This is a genomic window from Dankookia rubra (genome assembly GCF_004355005.1).
Classification (GTDB): Bacteria; Pseudomonadota; Alphaproteobacteria; order Acetobacterales; family Acetobacteraceae; genus Paracraurococcus; species Paracraurococcus ruber_A.
The window spans coordinates 81,662-97,198 of record NZ_SMSJ01000009.1 but is presented as its reverse complement, the minus strand read 5'-3'; the positions used below and the strand labels follow the sequence as shown (position 1 = coordinate 97,198).

The following is a 15,537-nucleotide window of genomic DNA, read 5'->3' as shown; positions in this document are numbered from 1 at the left end:
AGTAGGTGCCGAACTGGTCGATCAGGATCCCGGTCGGCAGGGAGCGGTGCCGTGGCAGCTCTCGATCACCGGCAGCCCGATCAAGGAGGTACTGCCCAGACCGCCCAGCATGATCACCGCCCCGGTGGTCGGGCGCGGCAGCCGCAGCCGCCGGCCCAGCCAGCCGAACAGGGCCGTGCCGACCCCGAACAGGAGCCAAGGCATGGCCGCGACGCCGAGCAGGTCCGGGTGCAGGTCCATGCCGTGCAGCGAGCCCAGGATCAGGGCCGGCAGCGAGACATGGATGATGAGCCCGTTGATGATGGCCGGGGCGTCGTCCGGTCATCGTCTCGCGCGATGCAGCGTCATGCCGATCACCGGACAGACGAAAAGCAGGACGATATTGGCCATGGTCGGCATCCCCCTGGGCGATTGCCTCTGCGAGCGACACGCAGACGCAGGAAAGATCCGGCCATTTTCGCGCCGTTGGATGGTGGGAGCATTTCTATTGGTTGTAACTCCATGGGGTCATTGCCAGAGGGGGAGGCGATTTGACCACGGACACAGGGACATCATCTTATTTCTATCTCGGGATGGTTGCGGCCCGGCGTCCTTCCACATGCTGGCGCACCGGGCGGTAGGCGCCGGGGCAGGGGATGCGGCATAGCCGGGGCATGGACATCGCAAATCGCATCGCCGCGCTCGACTGGGCGCGCATCCCGGCCGAGTTGGACGGCTTCGGCGCCGCGACGACCGGCGCGCTGCTGACGCCGGGGGAATGCGCCGGCCTCGCCGCGCTCTATGGGCGGGAGGACGGCTTCCGCAGCCGGGTGGTCATGGCCCGGCACGGCTTCGGCCGCGGCGAGTACCGGTATTTCGCCAACCCGCTGCCACCCCTGGTCGGCGCGCTGCGGGAGGCGCTCTATCCCCGCTTGGCGCCGGTGGCGAATGCCTGGAACGCGGCGCTGGGCCTGCCGCGGCGGTTCCCGCCCGGGCTCGCCGCCTTCACCGCCGAGTGCCACGCGGCGGGCCAGGCGCGGCCGACGCCGCTGCTGCTCCGCTACGGCCCGGGCGACTACAATTGCCTGCACCAGGACCTCTACGGCGAACAGGTCTTCCCGCTGCAGGTCGCCATCCTGTTGTCCGAGCCCGGTCGGGACTTCGAGGGCGGCGAATTCGTGCTGACTGAGCAGCGCCCGCGCATGCAGTCCCGCGCCGAGGTGGTGCCGCTGCGCCAGGGCGAAGCGGTGGTCTTTGCCGTCCACCATCGGCCGGTGCGGGGCACTCGGGGGGTCTACCGCGTCATGCTGCGGCACGGTGTCAGCCGCATCCGCATGGGGGAGCGCTTCACCCTCGGGGTGATCTTCCACGATGCGGCGTGAAACTGGTGCCGCGATCCGGCCAGATCGTGGATGCCGAGCCGTCGGCATGCCTCTAGGCTTCCCTCCGCTAGCCGTGGGAAGCCTCGATGGATATGCAGCGGAGCGCCGCGGTCGGGTTCTTGATGGTGCTCCTGGTCGGCTGCACCGGGGCTGCGGAGGATGGGCCGCATCCGGCGGCGTCGGCATCGCGCCCCGTCCCGCCCATGGCCGACCTTGCCAGCCCCGGCCATCCGGGCTGGGTGGTGGACGAGGCCTCCGGCTGCTGGTTCTGGAATGCCTTGCCGAAGCACGGCGAGGTCGTGACCTGGACGGTCCTGGCACCGCATGGAGCGAGCGGAACCTGCCCGGGCGGACCGGCCGCCGGCCGTGGCCGAGCCGCGTGGCAATGGCTCGAGGATGGCCGGGCTCGCCGTGCCCTGGCCTATGGCTATTATGAGAACGGTCGCCTGAACGGGCTGGGCGAGGTCGTCGCCCCGAACGGTGAACGCTATGAAGGCAACTGGCGTGCCGGCCGGCCGGACGGCTTCGGCATGCTCGTCTTCGCGCCCGACGCCCATGGCCGCGAACTGGTGGCGGGTGCCCCTCCTGGCACTTGGCGGATCCGCGCCCGTCGCTACGAAGGCGAATGGCGCGACGGCCGGCCGCATGGCAGGGGAGTCGTGCTCTTCGCCGACGGCGCACGCTTCGATGGCGAGTTCCGCGAGGGGCTGGCAGACGGTCCGGGCGAATACGCCTCCCTGCGAGGGCCGCCGCGGCACGGTGTCTGGCGGCGCGGGTGCCCGGTGCATTCCGCAGGCGCGGAGGGGGCGGCCCCAAGCCTGCGATTCGATGGGGCCGGCCCGACATGCCCGCGCAGGCCGGCAGCATCGGCGTCCGGTTCGTTGCGATAGCAACCGAATCCGCGGGTCGAGTCTGGCCCGGCTGTCTCAGCAGCCGGTGACGCGGCCCGAGGCGATGCAGTCCTGGTAGCTCATCGACCGCTGCAGCACCGGGAACAGGAAATAGGCCCCGGCCAGCACGCCGAGGATCACCGCCAGGCCGATGATCCCGACCAGGTCCGGGCCGCGGCGCTTCTGTCTGTCCGGCACCGGAAGCCCTCGGCTGCGACGAAGCCGCCAGCATAGGGGGCGAGCCACGTGGGGCAAACCCGTCCCCCGGCTTCCCCCTCCGGCCCGCGGTGCTACCCTCCGGCCAAATGCCGAGAGGAAACGCCATGCCGGATCACGCCGGACAGACCACCAACGCCACCGTCGCGCTCCGCCTCGCCGAGGCCTTCCGCCGACACGGGGTGACCCTGACCTTCGGCCAGTCCCTGCCCAGCGCCTTCCACTTGGCCTCGCCGCATGTCGGCATCGACCAGAAGGTCTACCGGCAGGAGAATGCCGGCGGGACCATGGCGGATGGCTATGCCCGGATCTCCCGCAAGGTCGGCGTGGTCACCGCGCAGAACGGCCCGGCCGCCACCCTGCTGGTGCCGCCGCTGGCCGAGGCGCTGAAGGCCAGCATCCCGGTCCTCGCCCTGGTGCAGGAGGTCACCCGCGACAGCGCCGACCGTAATGCCTTCCAGGAGTTGGACCACCTCAACATGTTCGCCCCGGTGGCGAAGTGGGTGCGGCGGATCGACCGCGCCGACCGGCTGGACGACTATGTCGACATGGCATTCACCGCCGCGACCTCGGGCCGGCCGGGCCCGGCCGTGCTGCTGGTGCCGGCCGACCTGCTGACCGATCCGGCGGCGCCGCTCTCCTCCCTGCTGCGGCCGCGCGCCATGTCGCTCGGCCAGATGCCGCTCGACCGTGTCGTGGCCGACCCCGCCGCCATCGCCGCGGCGGCGGATGCGCTGGCCGCGGCCCGGCACCCGCTGGTCGTCGCCGGCGGCGGCATCCACCTCTCGGACGCCGCGGCGGAACTCGCCGCGCTGCAGCAGGCGGCGCACCTGCCGGTCGGCACCACCGTGATGGGCAAGGGCGCGGTGGACGAGACGCATCCGCTCAGCCTCGGCGTCATCGGCTACGTCATGGGGCAGGGGTCCCGCACCGGGGAGATGCGGCCGATCGTCGACCGCGCCGACGTGGTGCTGCTGGTCGGCAACCGCACCAACCAGAACGGCACGGACAGCTGGAAGCTGTTCTCCCCCAACACCCGCTTTATCCACCTCGACGCCGATCCGATGGAGGTCGGCCGCAACTACGAGGCCATGCGCCTGGTCGGCGACGCGAAGCTTACCTTGGCCGCGCTGACCGAGGCGCTGCGGGCCCGCGACCTCTCGACCCGCGCCGCCGCCCGGCCGGCCGTCGAGGCGGAGATCGCCAGCGCCATCACCGGCTGGCGCCGCACCATCGCTGACATCACCACCCGTGACGCGCGGCTGCCGCGGCCGGAGCGGCTGATGGCCGAGCTCGACACCCTGCTGCGGCCGGAAGACATCGTTGTCGCCGATGCCTCCTATTCCTCGATCTGGATCGCCAACTACCTGACCGCGAAGCGGCCGGGGCAGCGCTTCCTGACGCCGCGCGGCATCGCCGGCCTCGGCTGGGGCCTGCCCATGGCGATCGGCGCGCGGATCGCGGCGGAGGAGGCGGGCAGCGGTGCCCGCGTCGTCTGCCTCTGCGGCGACGGCGGCTTCGGCCATTCCTGGGCCGAGCTCGAGACGCTGCGGCGGCTGGAGCTGCCGATCGTCACCATCGTCCTGAACAACGGCATCCTCGGCTACCAGAAGCACGCGGAGGAGGTGAAATTCGGCGAGCACACCAAGGCGGTGAACTTCACCGCGGTGGACCACGCCGCCATCGCCCGGGCCTGCGGCGTGCTCGGCGTGCGGCTGGAGCACAGCGGTGAGATCCGCGGCGCGCTGGAGACCGCGCTGGCTGCGGACCACCCCACGCTGATCGACATGGTGACCGACCCCGATGCCAAGCCGCCGATCTCCTTCTATGCCGGCCACTACCCGGAGCCCTTCTGATGCTGGCGCTCCGGAAGACCCAGGCCGCCTTCGGCCTCGAATTCCAGGACATCCCCGACCCACCGCCGCCCGGCCCGGCCGAGGTCGTGCTGCGGGTCGATGCGGTCGGCATCTGCGGCTCCGACGTCCATGCCTATGAATGGACGTCGGGCTACGACTTCATGGTGCAGCACCTGCCGCTGACCATGGGCCACGAGTTCTGCGGCACCATCATCCGCAACGGCACCGGCTCCGGCTTCGCCGAGGGCGACCGGGTCGCCGTCATCCCCTTCGTCTTCTGCGGCCATTGCGCCAACTGTCGCGCCGGTGACACGCGGAACTGCCTGCAGCGGCAGGGCATCGGCCTGACCCGGGACGGCGGCTTCCAGGCCGAGGTCCGGGTGCCCTCGCGCTGCTGCGTCGCCCTGCCGAAGGCGCTGGACGCCGAGCTGGTGGCGCTGACCGAGCCGCTCGGCGTCGGCGCCGAGGCGGTGCTGACCGGCGGGGTCGGCCTCGGCGACACCGTCCTCGTGCTCGGCCCCGGGACCATCGGCCAGGCCATCGCGCTTTTCGCGCGCCTCGCCGGCGCCGCCCGGGTCATCGTTGCCGGCCGCGCCGATGCGCCGCGCTTCGACGTGCTGCGGGCGCTCGGCTTTACCGATCTGGTCGATGTCGCGGAAGGCGCCCTGAAGGACCAGGTCCTGGCGCTGACCGGCGGCCGCGCCGTCGACGTGGTGCTGGAGGCGACCGGCGTGCCGCAGACGTTGGTCGAGGGCATGTCGGTCCTGAAGAAGGGCGGCGTCATCGTCGCCGCCGGCATCCACGCATCGCCGCTCACCCTGCCGCTGACCGACTTCGTCCGCATGCGCCACCAGCTCCGCGCCAGCCACGGCGCCGAGCGCCGCACCTGGGACCGCGTGCTGGCCCACCTGTCGCGCGACCCGGAGGGCTTCCGGCCGATGATCACCCATCGCATGCCGCTGGACCGCGGGATCGAGGGGTTCGAGCTCGCCCGCCAGCGCGCCGCCAGCAAGGTGATTCTGACGCCATGAACGCCCCGCAGCACCGCCTCGCCCTGGTCACCGGCGCCGCCCGCGGCATCGGCGCCGGCATCGCCGCGAAGCTCGCCGCCAACGGCCACCCCGTGGTCCTCGCCGACGTGATCGACGAGGTGGAGGCGACCGCCGCCGCCCTCCGTGCCGAGGGACACGAGGCCCGCGCCATCCGGCTCGACGTGGCGGACGAGCAGGCGGTGGCCGCCCTGCCGATCGCCCTCGGCGCGGATTGGCAGCGCCTGGGCATCGTCGTGAACAATGCCGGCATCTCGCCCAAGGCCGCGGATGGCCGGGCGCGCAGGATCCGCGACATGCCGGCCGAGGAATGGCGCCGGGTGCTGGCGGTGAACCTGACCGGCGCCTTTCTCGTCTCCCAGGCCTGCCTGCCGCCGCTGCGGGCGCGGCGCTGGGGCCGCATCATCATGCTGACCAGCCAGGCGGCGCGGGCGAAGAGCCAGATCGCCGGGGCCCATTACGCCGCCGCCAAGACCGGACTGATGGGCTTCGCCCGGAGCCTGGCCGTCGAATGCGGCCCGGACGGCATCACGGTGAACTCCATCGCCCCGGGCCGGATCGACACCCCAATGGCGCGTGGCACCACCGATGCGGCCAATGCCGCCTTCCTGGCCCAGGTGCCGATGGGGCGGGTGGGAACCCCGCTCGACGTGGCGGAGGTCGCGGCCTTCCTCGCTTCCGACGCCGCGGGCTACCTGACCGGCGCCACCATCGATGTCGGCGGCGGCAGCTTCATGCCGTGACCGCAGCGGAAGCGGCTGGAATGGTCCAATGGCCGGAGCGCGCAGCCCAAAGGTCTGCTTCGGCCGTATCGTCCGCTACGGCCGGATGGACGGGGTGCGCGGCCTGCAGGTCTGCATCGGCCATCCGGTAAACCTCGGTTTCTTGACACCCCACCCCCCGGCAGGCTTCATCCCGGCGCCTGACGCGCCGACCCTGCCCGGGGACCGCCCCGCGGGCACCCAACCCTGCGGTGGTTTTCCTTGAGCACATCCATGGCGAAGAAGAAGTCCGGCGGCTGGCTGGAGAGCGTCAAGACGATGCTCTATGCCGGCCTGATCGCCATCGGCATCCGGACCATCGCCTTCGAGCCGTTCAACATCCCCTCGGGCTCGATGATCCCGACCCTTCTGGTCGGCGACTACCTCTTCGTCTCGAAGTACTCCTACGGCTATTCGCGCTATTCGATGCCCTTCGGGCCTAACCTGTTCTCCGGGCGGATCATGGGGTCGATCCCGAAGCGGGGCGACGTCGCCGTCTTCAAGCTGCCGCGCGACCCAAGCCAGGACTACATCAAGCGCATCGTCGGCCTGCCGGGCGACCGCATCCAGGTCAAGGGCGGCATCCTGCATGTCAACGGTCAGCCGGTGAAGCGGGAACTGGTGGGGGATTCCGAGCTCGATCGCTGCTACCGCGAGCCGGCCAAGTACTACCGGGAAACCCTGCCCGAGGGCCGGGTGCACGGCATCCTCGAATGCACCGACCAGGGCAGCGCCGACAACACCATCGAATTCCGCATCCCTCCCAACCACGTCTTCGGCATGGGCGACAACCGCGACAACAGCCAGGACAGCCGCTACCTCGACGCGGTCGGTTTCATCCCGGTGGAGAACCTGGTAGGGCGGGCCGAGTTCATCTTCTTCTCCATCGACGGGTCCCAGGCCAGCCTGTGGAAGCCTTGGACCTGGCCCATGGCCATCCGCTGGAACCGGCTGTTCTCCGGCGTCCGGTGAGGCCGCCCGGATGACCCGAAGCCGATGAGCCGAACCCGATGAGCAGCCTGGCATGAGCGAGGAGGCCGCCCATGCCGCCCTCGCGGCCAAGCTCGGCCATGCCTTCGCCCGGCCGGAGCTGCTGCGGCAGGCGCTGACCCATTCCTCCTCCACCCAGGGGGCGCGGCTGAGCTCGAACGAGCGGCTGGAATTCATCGGCGACCGTGTGCTCGGCCTGCTGATCGCGGAATGGCTGATCGAGCGCTTCCCGACCGAGCGCGAGGGCGACCTCGGCAAGCGGCTGTCCTTTTTGATCTCGGCCGAGACCCTGGCCGGCATCGCCGAGCGGCTGGACATCGCCGCGGCGTTGAGAATGCCGGAGAGCTACCGGCAGCAGGGCTTCCGCACCTGGGTGAACATCCTGTCCGATGCGCTCGAGGCGGTGCTCGGCGCGCTCTACCTGGATGCCGGGCTGGATGCGGCGCGCGGGCTGGTGCGGCGGGAATGGCTCGGGCTGCTGGAAGGCCACCACAAGCCGCCGCTGCCGGCGAAGAGCCGGCTGCAGGAATGGACGCTCGGGCGCGGCCTCGGCCTGCCGGTCTATACCCTCAACTCGACCGAGGGGCCTGCGCATAATCCGGTTTTCAAGGTGACCGTCGCCGCGGCGGGCCGCGAGGCGGAGGGCAGCGGGGCGTCCAAGCGAGCCGCCGAGCAGGCGGCGGCGGAGGCCTGGCTTTTGGGGCTGCAACGGACATGAACGAGAACCAGGACCTGCCCCACCCTCCCGAGGAAGACCGCCCCGCGCCGTCCCGCGAACCGACGCGCTGCGGCCTGGTCGCCGTGGTCGGCGCGCCGAATGCCGGCAAGTCGACGCTGGTCAATGCGCTGGCCGGCAGCAAGGTGACGATCGTCTCGCCCAAGCCGCAGACCACCCGCTTCCGCATCCGCGCCGTGGTGATGCACGAAGGCTCGCAGATCATCCTGGTGGACACGCCCGGCATCTTCCAGCCGCGCCGGCGCCTCGACCGCGCCATGGTCGCCGCCGCCTGGGGCGGCGCGCAGGATGCCGATCGCACGCTGCTGATCGTCGATGCGCGCGCCGGGCTGACGGATGCGGTGCGCGCCATCGTGGAGCGCCTCGCCAAGGCAGCGAAGCCGATCTGGCTGGCGCTGAACAAGGTGGACCTGGTCGAGCCGCCGCGGCTGCTGCCGCTGGCCGCCGAACTGAACCAACTGCTGACGGTGGAGGAGACCTTCATGATCTCCGCCGAGAAATCCCGCGGCCTGGACCGGCTGCTGGAAAAGATGGCGGCCGACATGCCGCCCGGCCCCTATCTGTTCCCCGAGGATGAGCTTTCCGATCTGCCCAACCGCATGCTGGTCGCGGAAATCGTGCGCGAGCAGATCCTTCGCCAGACGCACGAGGAAGTGCCGCACCACGCGACGGTCGAGACCGAGAACTGGCAGGAGCGCAAGGACGGCAGCGTCCGCGTCGACTGCACCATCTATGTCGGCCGCGCCACCCAGAAGGCGATCCTGATCGGCGACGGCGGCGCCAAGGTGAAGGCGATCGGGCAGAGCGCGCGGCGCGAGCTCGAGACGCTGCTGGAGCGCCGCGTGCACCTCTTCCTCAACGTCAAGGACAGGCCGGGCTGGGACGAGGAGCGCGGCCGGCTCCGCGCCCTCGGCCTCGAGGATCTCGACTAAAGGAGATCCCGATCTGGTGGAGTCATCGGATCGGGTAAAGTGCTCGCAAAGACAAGCAGCTAGAGCGGGTGCCGTGAGCAAAGGCGGACGGAAACCGCTCTAGCTTCGCAGGAAGGCCAGCAGGTCGGCGTTGAAGCGGTCCTTGTGGGTGCTGGCGATGCCATGCGGCGCACCTTCGTAGACCTTCAGTTCGGCATGCCGCAGCAGCTTCGCAGAGGCGCGCCCGGCTTGGTCGATCGGCACGATCTGGTCGTCGTCGCCGTGCACCACCAGCACTGGCTTGTCGATCCGCTTGAGGTCCTCGGTGAAGTCGGTCTCGGAAAAGGCCTTGATGCAGTCAAGCGCCGGCTTCAGCCCGGCCTGCATGCCCCATCGCCAGAACGCGTCTCGCAGCCCCTGCGAGACCTTCGCGCCCGGCCGGTTGGCGCCGTAGAAGGGGCCGCTGAGGTCCTGGTAGAATTGCGAGCGGTCGGCCATGACGCCGGCGCGGATGGCGTCGAAGACCTGCATCGGCAGGCCATCCGGGTTGGTCGCCGACTTCACCATCTGCGGCGGCACCGCGCCCAGCAGCACCATGCGGCCGATCCGCCCGGTGCCGTGCCGGCCGGCATAGCGGGTGATCTCGCCGCCGCCGGTCGAATGGCCGACCAGGCTGACATCCTGCAGCGCCAGCGTCTCGATCAGCGAGGCCAAGTCGTCGGCATATTCGTCCATGTCGTGTCCGGCCCAGCTTTGCTCGGAACGGCCATGGCCGCGGCGGTCGTGCGCGATGGCGCGGAAGCCCTGGGAGGCGACGGCGACCATCTGCTCGTCCCAGGCATCCGCGTTCAGCGGCCAGCCATGCGAGAAGACCACGGGCGGGCCGCTGCCCCAATCCTTGTAGAAGATGCGCGTGCCGTCCTTGGCGATGATGCTGGGCATGGGCGGGCTCCGTCCCCCGTGAGGTTGCGGTGCAACGCCGCGGCTTCCGCTAGCGTTCCGCCGCCGGCCGGACCCTGGTCGGCGGCGGAGCGGCCGCCGCAACGGGCGTGAAGCGGGTCCAGCCCGGGACCTGGGCGGCCAGGTTCACCTCCCGCCACTTCGGATGCCGCGGCGGTTGCAGGAAGGCAGGGAATTTGGCGGTAAAGGCCTCGACGAAGCGGGCCACCTTGCGGTGCCGCTCGGTCGCCGCCGGCCAGGCATAGACCGCCATGACGGCGCCGACCGCAATGGTCTCGACCGTCCCGCCCTCCGGCACCAGGCGGGGATAGTCGGCGGGGCGGAACTCGGCGGGCAGGTAGGTCTCCAGCAGGGCCGGGCTGGCCGGCACCGGCAGCAGCTTCAGCCCGCTCGCGGCCGGGATGCCGCCGAACAGCCGGGCCGGCTTGCCCGCGACATAAACCAGCGCCGCGATCTCGCCGCGCCGCAGCCGCTCCAGGGCGCTGTCCTGCGGGTCGTGCCGGGCCTCGACCGGCACGCCGAGCGCATCGAAGACCAGCGAGGCGGTCATCGCCGTGCCGCTGCCCCGGACATCGACGTTCACCGGCTTCCCGGCCAGGTCCTCGATCCGGCCGACCTCCTGCCGGGCCAGGACATGCACCTCTTCGTCGTAGAGCTTGGCGACGTACTGGATGAGGCTGTCGAGGCCGGGCAGCAGCTTCTCCCGCCGCGCATAGGCGAGGACGTCCGACTGGACGATGCCGATATCGACGCCGCGCAGCACCAGGATGTCGGCGATGTTCTGCAGCGAACCCTTGCCGAGGATCGGCAGTACCCGCAGGGCGTCGCCGTCGTCGAGCACCGCGGCCAAGTCGGCGGCGATGCGGACATAGGTGCCGTCCGGCCCGCCCGAAACGATGCCGACCGTGCCGGCATTGGCTTTCGCCGCCAGCGCGTTGAGCGTCGGCGTGGTGCCCTGCGCCAGGGCCGTGCCGCCAAGGCCGGCGGCGGCTGCGCCGAGCAGCAGGCCGCGGCGGGCCAGGCAGGTGGATGCGGTCATGGGCGTTCCTGCGCCGCGAGTGCCGCACCGCGGCGATACCAGGCCGCGGCGGCTTCGGGGTCTGGACGGATGCCGCGCACGCCGAGTTCGGCGAGCAGGGCGGGGTCATGGGTGCGGCCGGCGGCCCTGGCGCCGGCCGCACTGCCGGCCTCGGCGGCGCGTTCGTAGAAGCGGCGGGCGCCGGAGACGTCGCCGAGCGCCAGCAACGTATCGCCGCGGCGCAGAAGGGCGACGACTGCGGACGGGTCCGCCTGCGGGCGGCCGGCCGCGGCCGGTGACGCCGAACTGGCCGCCACCGGTGCGGCCGGTGGCGAGGGCGCGTCACCGGGTGCGGGGTGGGCCAAGCGGGCTGCTGCGTCGCGCAAGAACGCTGGCTGCAACGTTGCGTGCGGCTCCGGCGCGGGCGGCGCGGCCATGGCCGGCGGGCTGGGCGGCAGCGACGGCACGGTGAGTGACGGGGCCTCGGCGAACTCGATGGCGCGGGCATCCTCGGTCAAGGCTGCCGCCGGCACGGGCAAGGCAGCCTCGGGCAGGGGCGGCGCGGACAAGCCCTCGGTCGGTGGCAAGGCCGAGGAAGCCTCGGCGGATACCACGACGCTGCTGGCCAGGCGTTCCAGGATGCCGGACTGGGCCGCTGCCTCGGGCTTCGGCGCCGCCGTCGGCCGCGCTGCCAGGAAGCCGCCACCCAGCGCGCCGGCGAGGACGAGTCCCGTCGCGCCGATCAACCCGCCGCGCCGGCGGCCGTCCCTGGCGGGCGCCGCCGTCTCGGCCGGTGCCAGCAGGGCGCGGCGCACCACTGCCACCCAGGCATTGCCACCCGGCAGATCGAGCGGAGGCTGCGCCGCGAACTCCCGGGCGAGAAGCTGCGGCAGGCCGGCCACCGCGCCACGCTCCAGGCGGGCATGCACGACCGGTAGCGTGCCGGGGAAGATCGCCGCGAAGCGTGCCTGCGTCAGGCGGCGCTGCAGCCGCGCCGGTGCATCCGGCGTCCAGTGGGGTGGCGCTTCCAGCAGCGCGACGCCGCGCGCCGGATGCAGCAGGACGATGTCGATGGTGACGGGCGCCTCGCCCGGGCCGCCGATCACTGCGTGCGGCAGCATGGCCCAGCCATATTCGAGGGCGGCGATGAGCGGCGCGCCGGCATTGCCGGCCGTGGCCTCGACAGGGGGTACGGGGATATCGGGCAGGGCTGGGGCCTCCTCCCAATCGGGAGGGCGCCAATATAGCGGCCGCGGCAAAAAGCCGATGCGGCGCTCGGCTCCCCGCAGGGTTCAACCCTGGGCGAGCGCGCGCCTGAGCGCGAGGCCGATCGGCACCATCGCCGGGATGACCTGCCGGGTGAAGCTGCCGAGCACGGCGAGCACAGCCGTGCCATGGCCGTTCGGCACCTCGCCCTGCAGCGCCAGGGCGGGGCGCAGCGCATCGGCTTCCCGCTCCGCCAGCCGCAGCGTGGCGTCGCGGCCCGTCGCGATCGCTGCCGGGTCGAGCGCTCCGCCGAGCCAGCCCGGCAGTGCCGGCGGGATGGCGGGCCAATGTGCGAGATGGAGATAGAGGCTGGGCACCACCCCGACCGTGCCATGCCGCGCGGCGAGCGCACGCACCGCGGCGGCCAGGGCGGGGGGAAGGTCCGCCAGCTTCGGCAGGGGCGGCGACATCGGCAGCATTCCGGGCGGGGTGATCGCCGGCGGCGGCGGGGCCGGTTCGGCCGGCACGCCTTCCAACGCCCGGCGCAGCGCGGTCAGCAGGATGAGGTTGGTCAGGTTGCCGCGGTTGTAGGTCTCGACCAGCGCGGCGACGTCGGCACGCTCCGCCGCGGTCAGGGCACTTTCGGGCAGAGGGGAGACGGGCGACAGCGGCACCGCCGCCGCCAGCCTTTCCCGCGCACCCGCCAGGCGGCCATCTTCCAGCGGCGGGCGAATCGCCTGCCAGACCCAGGGCAGCACGCCGGGCAGGGTGGCGAGGTGGCGGTGGATCAGGTTGACCAGCGGCACGCCGCTGGCCTCGCGCAGTGCCGCATAGACCGCGGCGATGCCGGGCGGCGCCTCCGCCTCTCGGATTTCAGGAAGCGCCGCCGCGACCATCAGAGCACGGAGACGTTGGTCGGCGTCGCGTACCATCCGAAGCCCTCGCCTTCCTTCACCACGCGGCCAAGGCCGGGCCAGGGGAAATGGTAGGACAGGATCTGGTGTTTGTCGGTGGCCAAGCGGTCGAGCATCCGGGTGCGGGTCTGCGCCGACAGCTTCGGGTCGCTGTCATAGGCGAATTCCCACATCGGCCGGCGCAGCAGCAGGACCGGGTGATGCGCCAGGTCACCGGTGTTCACCATGGTCGCGTTGCCGGACGTGACGGCATAACAGTGATGGCCCATCGTGTGCCCGGGCGTCGAGATCGCCACCACGCCCGGCGCAACCGGCTGCCCGTCCTTCACCATGATCATGCGGTCACGGTAAGCCAGCAGGTTCTTCTTGGCGCCGTCGATGAAGGTGACCATGAACTCCGGCCCCTTCTTGTTGGCGTCATCGGTCCAGAATTTCAGGTCGGTTTCGCTGATGGCAACCTGAGCATTGGGGAAGACGCGGTTGCCGGCGCCATCGACCAGCCCCCAGCAATGGTCGCAATGCGCGTGGGTCAGCACGACGAGGTCTATCTGCTCAGGTTCTATGCCGGCCGCCCGCATGTTCTGCAGCATGCGCCCGGATGTCGGGCCGAACATCTTGCTCGCCGGCCCCATGCTTTCTCCCATGCCGGTATCGAACAGAATCAGCTGTCGGCCGGTGTTGAGAATGAGGATGTTCTGCTCGAGTGGCGTCTCGTCGAGCGGCAGGAAATTGCTGGCCAGCAGGTTGCGTAGTTCCCCGACCGGCGCAGTGGGAAAGGCGGGCTCTGGCTTGCCGATCGGCAACAGGCCATCGGAGACCACAGTCGCTTCGAATTCACCGACCTTGAAGCGCTGCCAGGCCGGCGGGAGCACGTTGCGGAATGGCGCGGCGGCCATGGCGGGCAGGCCTGGCAATACGGACGCGACCGCGGTTGCGGCGGCCGCGCCGAGCAGGCCGCGGCGGCTGACGATGGACATGTGTTCTCCTCCCCCGATGGGATTCCGCGGCGTGGCGCGGGGATCCAGCATGCCACAGCCGCACCTTGTGTCTCGCGGAATTTCCACGCCGCGCCACCGCATTGACGCGCGGGGCCGGCTGCCGCCACCCTGACGGCGACAGGAGGACGCGGATGCCGCAACTGGCTTACTGGGCGGATCGCCAACCGGACAAGATCGCCGCGCACTTTCCCGAAACGGACGAGGCGATCAGCTATGGCCGGCTCTACGCGCGGGCACGACAGGTGGCGCATTGGCTTGTCGGCCTCGGCCTGCAGCCGGGCGATGGCATCGCGCTGCTGCTGGAGAACCGGCCCGAATTCCTGGAGATCGCCGAGGCGACGCGGTTGGCCGGCCTCTACTACACGCCGCTCTCGATCCATCTGCGGCCGCATGAGGTCGCCTACGTGCTGCAGGACAGCGGCGCGAAGCTGCTGATCGCCAGCCCGGCGCTGGCCCAGTTGGCGCAGGACCTGGTGGCGGAAGGCGCGGTCGGCGACCGGCCGCGCTATGCGCTGGCCGAAGGCATCCCCGGCTATGCTGGCTACGAGGCGGGCGTCGCCTCGCAGGATCCTGCGGCCCCGCTGCCGGAACGGCCGGTCGGGCGCGAGTTCCTCTACTCCTCTGGCACCACGGGCCTGCCGAAGGGCATCCGCCGGCCGCTGATCGCCTATGCCGACCGCGACGCGCCGGAATGGGACATGACCTGGAAGGCATTCTACGGCTTCGGCGAGGACACGGTCTATCTCTGCCCGGCGCCGCTCTATCACGCGGCGCCCAACCGTTATGTCTATCGCACGCTGACCGAGGGCGGCAGCGTGGTGGTGCTGAAGAAATTCGACCCGGCCCAGGCGCTGTCGGCAATCGAGCGGTTCCGCATCACCCATAGCCAATGGGTGCCGACGATGTTCGTCCGCATGCTGGCGCTGCCGGAGGCGGTGCGACGGGCGCACGACCTTTCGTCGCACCGCACCGCGATCCATGCCGCGGCGCCCTGCCCGCCGGCGGTGAAGCGCGCCATCATCGACTGGTGGGGGCCGATCCTCTGGGAATACTACGCGGGCTCGGAAGGGATCGGGACCACGGTCATCTCGCCGCAGGACTGGCTGCGCAAGCCCGGCAGCGTCGGCCGGCCGGTGAACGGCGTCGCGGTGCACATCACCGGGGAGGATGGCGCGGAACTGCCGCCAGGCCGGACCGGCACCATCCGCTTCAGCGGCGCGCCGCGCTTCGCCTACCACAATGCGCCGGACAAGACGGCAGCCTGCTACGACGCGCGCGGCTGGGCAACGCTCGGCGATCTCGGCTGGCTGGACGAGGACGGCTTCCTGTTCCTGTCCGACCGCCGTGCCGACCTGATTCTCTCGGGCGGGGTCAACCTCTATCCCGCGGAGATCGAGGCGGTGCTGGCGCAGCACCCGGACGTGTCGGAAGTTGCGGTGGTCGGCGTCCCGCATGCCGAGATGGGAGAGCAGGTGCATGCCGTTGTGGTGCCGCGCGGCGGGGCGGCGCTGGACGCCGCAGCGCTGGATGGCTGGTGCCGGGACCGCCTGGCCGGGCCGAAGCGGCCGAGGAGCTGGGAAGTGGCGGAGGAACTGCCGCGCAGCGAAGCCGGCAAGCTGCTGCGGCGGATATTGAAGGAGCGCTACCTGCCCGCCGGGTAGCGCTCCCGCG

At 71.1% G+C, this 15,537-nt stretch carries 16 protein-coding genes; 9 read left to right on the top strand and 7 right to left on the bottom strand.

The genetic code is table 11. The features are described 5' to 3' along the window. Window positions 1-21: 21 nt before the first annotated feature. Window positions 22-240, bottom strand: coding sequence for a hypothetical protein (locus E2C06_RS38685; RefSeq protein WP_206664501.1), 219 nt, complete (start codon window positions 238-240; stop codon window positions 22-24). Window positions 241-653: 413 nt separating this feature from the next. Here E2C06_RS38685 and E2C06_RS10120 point away from each other — a divergent pair, with 413 nt between their 5' ends. Further along, window positions 654-1,361, top strand: coding sequence for a 2OG-Fe(II) oxygenase (locus tag E2C06_RS10120; protein ID WP_206664500.1), 708 nt, complete (start codon window positions 654-656; stop codon window positions 1,359-1,361). A gap of 203 nt (window positions 1,362-1,564) precedes the next feature. Continuing rightward, window positions 1,565-2,251 carry an MORN repeat-containing protein gene (locus E2C06_RS10115; RefSeq protein WP_165982313.1) on the top strand — a complete coding sequence of 229 codons (687 nt, stop codon included), beginning with the start codon at window positions 1,565-1,567 and terminating at the stop codon, window positions 2,249-2,251. 36 nt (window positions 2,252-2,287) lie between these two features. Here E2C06_RS10115 and E2C06_RS37500 read toward each other — a convergent pair whose 3' ends face one another. Continuing rightward, on the bottom strand, window positions 2,288-2,449 hold the full coding sequence (locus E2C06_RS37500; RefSeq protein WP_165982312.1) for a hypothetical protein: 162 nt from the start codon (window positions 2,447-2,449) through the stop codon (window positions 2,288-2,290). 125 nt (window positions 2,450-2,574) lie between these two features. Between E2C06_RS37500 and E2C06_RS10110 the strand changes: the two genes are divergently transcribed. The 6 genes from E2C06_RS10110 (at window position 2,575) to era (ending at window position 8,791) form a co-directional block, all read left to right on the top strand. After that, window positions 2,575-4,323, top strand: coding sequence for an acetolactate synthase catalytic subunit (locus tag E2C06_RS10110; protein ID WP_133288482.1), 1,749 nt, complete (start codon window positions 2,575-2,577; stop codon window positions 4,321-4,323). Beyond that, window positions 4,323-5,354, top strand: a complete 1,032-nt coding sequence (locus E2C06_RS10105) for a zinc-dependent alcohol dehydrogenase (RefSeq protein WP_133288481.1) — start codon at window positions 4,323-4,325, stop codon at window positions 5,352-5,354. Before E2C06_RS10110 ends, E2C06_RS10105 begins: the two co-directional genes overlap by 1 nt. Next, window positions 5,351-6,115 (top strand): SDR family oxidoreductase, encoded by a 765-nt coding sequence (locus E2C06_RS10100; RefSeq protein WP_133288480.1) that lies wholly within the window; start codon window positions 5,351-5,353, stop codon window positions 6,113-6,115. The genes E2C06_RS10105 and E2C06_RS10100 overlap by 4 nt, the downstream gene beginning before the upstream one ends. Window positions 6,116-6,367: 252 nt before the next feature. Next, window positions 6,368-7,105 (top strand): signal peptidase I, encoded by a 738-nt coding sequence (gene lepB, locus E2C06_RS10095; RefSeq protein WP_133288479.1) that lies wholly within the window; start codon window positions 6,368-6,370, stop codon window positions 7,103-7,105. A gap of 52 nt (window positions 7,106-7,157) precedes the next feature. Next, complete coding sequence (rnc, locus tag E2C06_RS10090; RefSeq protein WP_133288478.1) at window positions 7,158-7,841, top strand: ribonuclease III; 684 nt, start codon at window positions 7,158-7,160, stop codon at window positions 7,839-7,841. Next, window positions 7,838-8,791 carry a GTPase Era gene (gene era, locus E2C06_RS10085; protein WP_133288477.1) on the top strand — a complete coding sequence of 318 codons (954 nt, stop codon included), beginning with the start codon at window positions 7,838-7,840 and terminating at the stop codon, window positions 8,789-8,791. Before rnc ends, era begins: the two co-directional genes overlap by 4 nt. A 99-nt stretch (window positions 8,792-8,890) precedes the next feature. Here the strand turns inward: era and E2C06_RS10080 are convergent, their stop codons facing one another. The 5 genes from E2C06_RS10080 to E2C06_RS10060 are packed head-to-tail and all read right to left on the bottom strand — an operon-like array spanning window position 8,891 to window position 13,845. After that, the gene (locus E2C06_RS10080; RefSeq protein ID WP_133288476.1) at window positions 8,891-9,712 is read right to left on the bottom strand and encodes an alpha/beta fold hydrolase; all 822 of its coding nucleotides are present in this window, start codon (window positions 9,710-9,712) and stop codon (window positions 8,891-8,893) included. Window positions 9,713-9,761: 49 nt separating this feature from the next. After that, on the bottom strand, window positions 9,762-10,769 hold the full coding sequence (locus E2C06_RS10075) for a TAXI family TRAP transporter solute-binding subunit (protein WP_133288475.1): 1,008 nt from the start codon (window positions 10,767-10,769) through the stop codon (window positions 9,762-9,764). After that, the gene (locus E2C06_RS10070) at window positions 10,766-12,007 is read right to left on the bottom strand and encodes a hypothetical protein (protein ID WP_133288474.1); all 1,242 of its coding nucleotides are present in this window, start codon (window positions 12,005-12,007) and stop codon (window positions 10,766-10,768) included. Before E2C06_RS10070 ends, E2C06_RS10075 begins: the two co-directional genes overlap by 4 nt. Window positions 12,008-12,040: 33 nt before the next feature. Beyond that, entirely contained in the window at window positions 12,041-12,886 is an 846-nt protein-coding gene (locus E2C06_RS10065) for a hypothetical protein (RefSeq protein WP_133288473.1), read from the bottom strand. Continuing rightward, window positions 12,850-13,845 (bottom strand): MBL fold metallo-hydrolase, encoded by a 996-nt coding sequence (locus tag E2C06_RS10060; protein WP_133288472.1) that lies wholly within the window; start codon window positions 13,843-13,845, stop codon window positions 12,850-12,852. The genes E2C06_RS10065 and E2C06_RS10060 overlap by 37 nt, the downstream gene beginning before the upstream one ends. A 152-nt stretch (window positions 13,846-13,997) precedes the next feature. Between E2C06_RS10060 and E2C06_RS10055 the strand changes: the two genes are divergently transcribed. Beyond that, window positions 13,998-15,527: an AMP-binding protein gene (locus tag E2C06_RS10055; protein ID WP_133288471.1), complete on the top strand. Its 1,530-nt coding sequence runs from the start codon at window positions 13,998-14,000 to the stop codon at window positions 15,525-15,527. Window positions 15,528-15,537: the final 10 nt, after the last annotated feature.

What these genes read in the sequence shown, in the direction of transcription:
- E2C06_RS38685 (WP_206664501.1), bottom strand. Translation starts at nt 240, where the DNA reads ATGGACCTGCACCCGGACCTGCTCGGCGTCGCGGCCATGCCTTGGCTC.
- E2C06_RS10120 (WP_206664500.1), top strand. Translation starts at nt 654, where the DNA reads ATGGACATCGCAAATCGCATCGCCGCGCTCGACTGGGCGCGCATCCCG.
- E2C06_RS10115 (WP_165982313.1), top strand. Translation starts at nt 1,565, where the DNA reads ATGGCCGACCTTGCCAGCCCCGGCCATCCGGGCTGGGTGGTGGACGAG.
- E2C06_RS10110 (WP_133288482.1), top strand. Translation starts at nt 2,575, where the DNA reads ATGCCGGATCACGCCGGACAGACCACCAACGCCACCGTCGCGCTCCGC.
- E2C06_RS10105 (WP_133288481.1), top strand. Translation starts at nt 4,323, where the DNA reads ATGCTGGCGCTCCGGAAGACCCAGGCCGCCTTCGGCCTCGAATTCCAG.
- E2C06_RS10100 (WP_133288480.1), top strand. Translation starts at nt 5,351, where the DNA reads ATGAACGCCCCGCAGCACCGCCTCGCCCTGGTCACCGGCGCCGCCCGC.
- lepB (WP_133288479.1), top strand. Translation starts at nt 6,368, where the DNA reads ATGGCGAAGAAGAAGTCCGGCGGCTGGCTGGAGAGCGTCAAGACGATG.
- rnc (WP_133288478.1), top strand. Translation starts at nt 7,158, where the DNA reads ATGAGCGAGGAGGCCGCCCATGCCGCCCTCGCGGCCAAGCTCGGCCAT.
- era (WP_133288477.1), top strand. Translation starts at nt 7,838, where the DNA reads ATGAACGAGAACCAGGACCTGCCCCACCCTCCCGAGGAAGACCGCCCC.
- E2C06_RS10080 (WP_133288476.1), bottom strand. Translation starts at nt 9,712, where the DNA reads ATGCCCAGCATCATCGCCAAGGACGGCACGCGCATCTTCTACAAGGAT.
- E2C06_RS10075 (WP_133288475.1), bottom strand. Translation starts at nt 10,769, where the DNA reads ATGACCGCATCCACCTGCCTGGCCCGCCGCGGCCTGCTGCTCGGCGCA.
- E2C06_RS10065 (WP_133288473.1), bottom strand. Translation starts at nt 12,886, where the DNA reads ATGGTACGCGACGCCGACCAACGTCTCCGTGCTCTGATGGTCGCGGCG.
- E2C06_RS10060 (WP_133288472.1), bottom strand. Translation starts at nt 13,845, where the DNA reads ATGTCCATCGTCAGCCGCCGCGGCCTGCTCGGCGCGGCCGCCGCAACC.
- E2C06_RS10055 (WP_133288471.1), top strand. Translation starts at nt 13,998, where the DNA reads ATGCCGCAACTGGCTTACTGGGCGGATCGCCAACCGGACAAGATCGCC.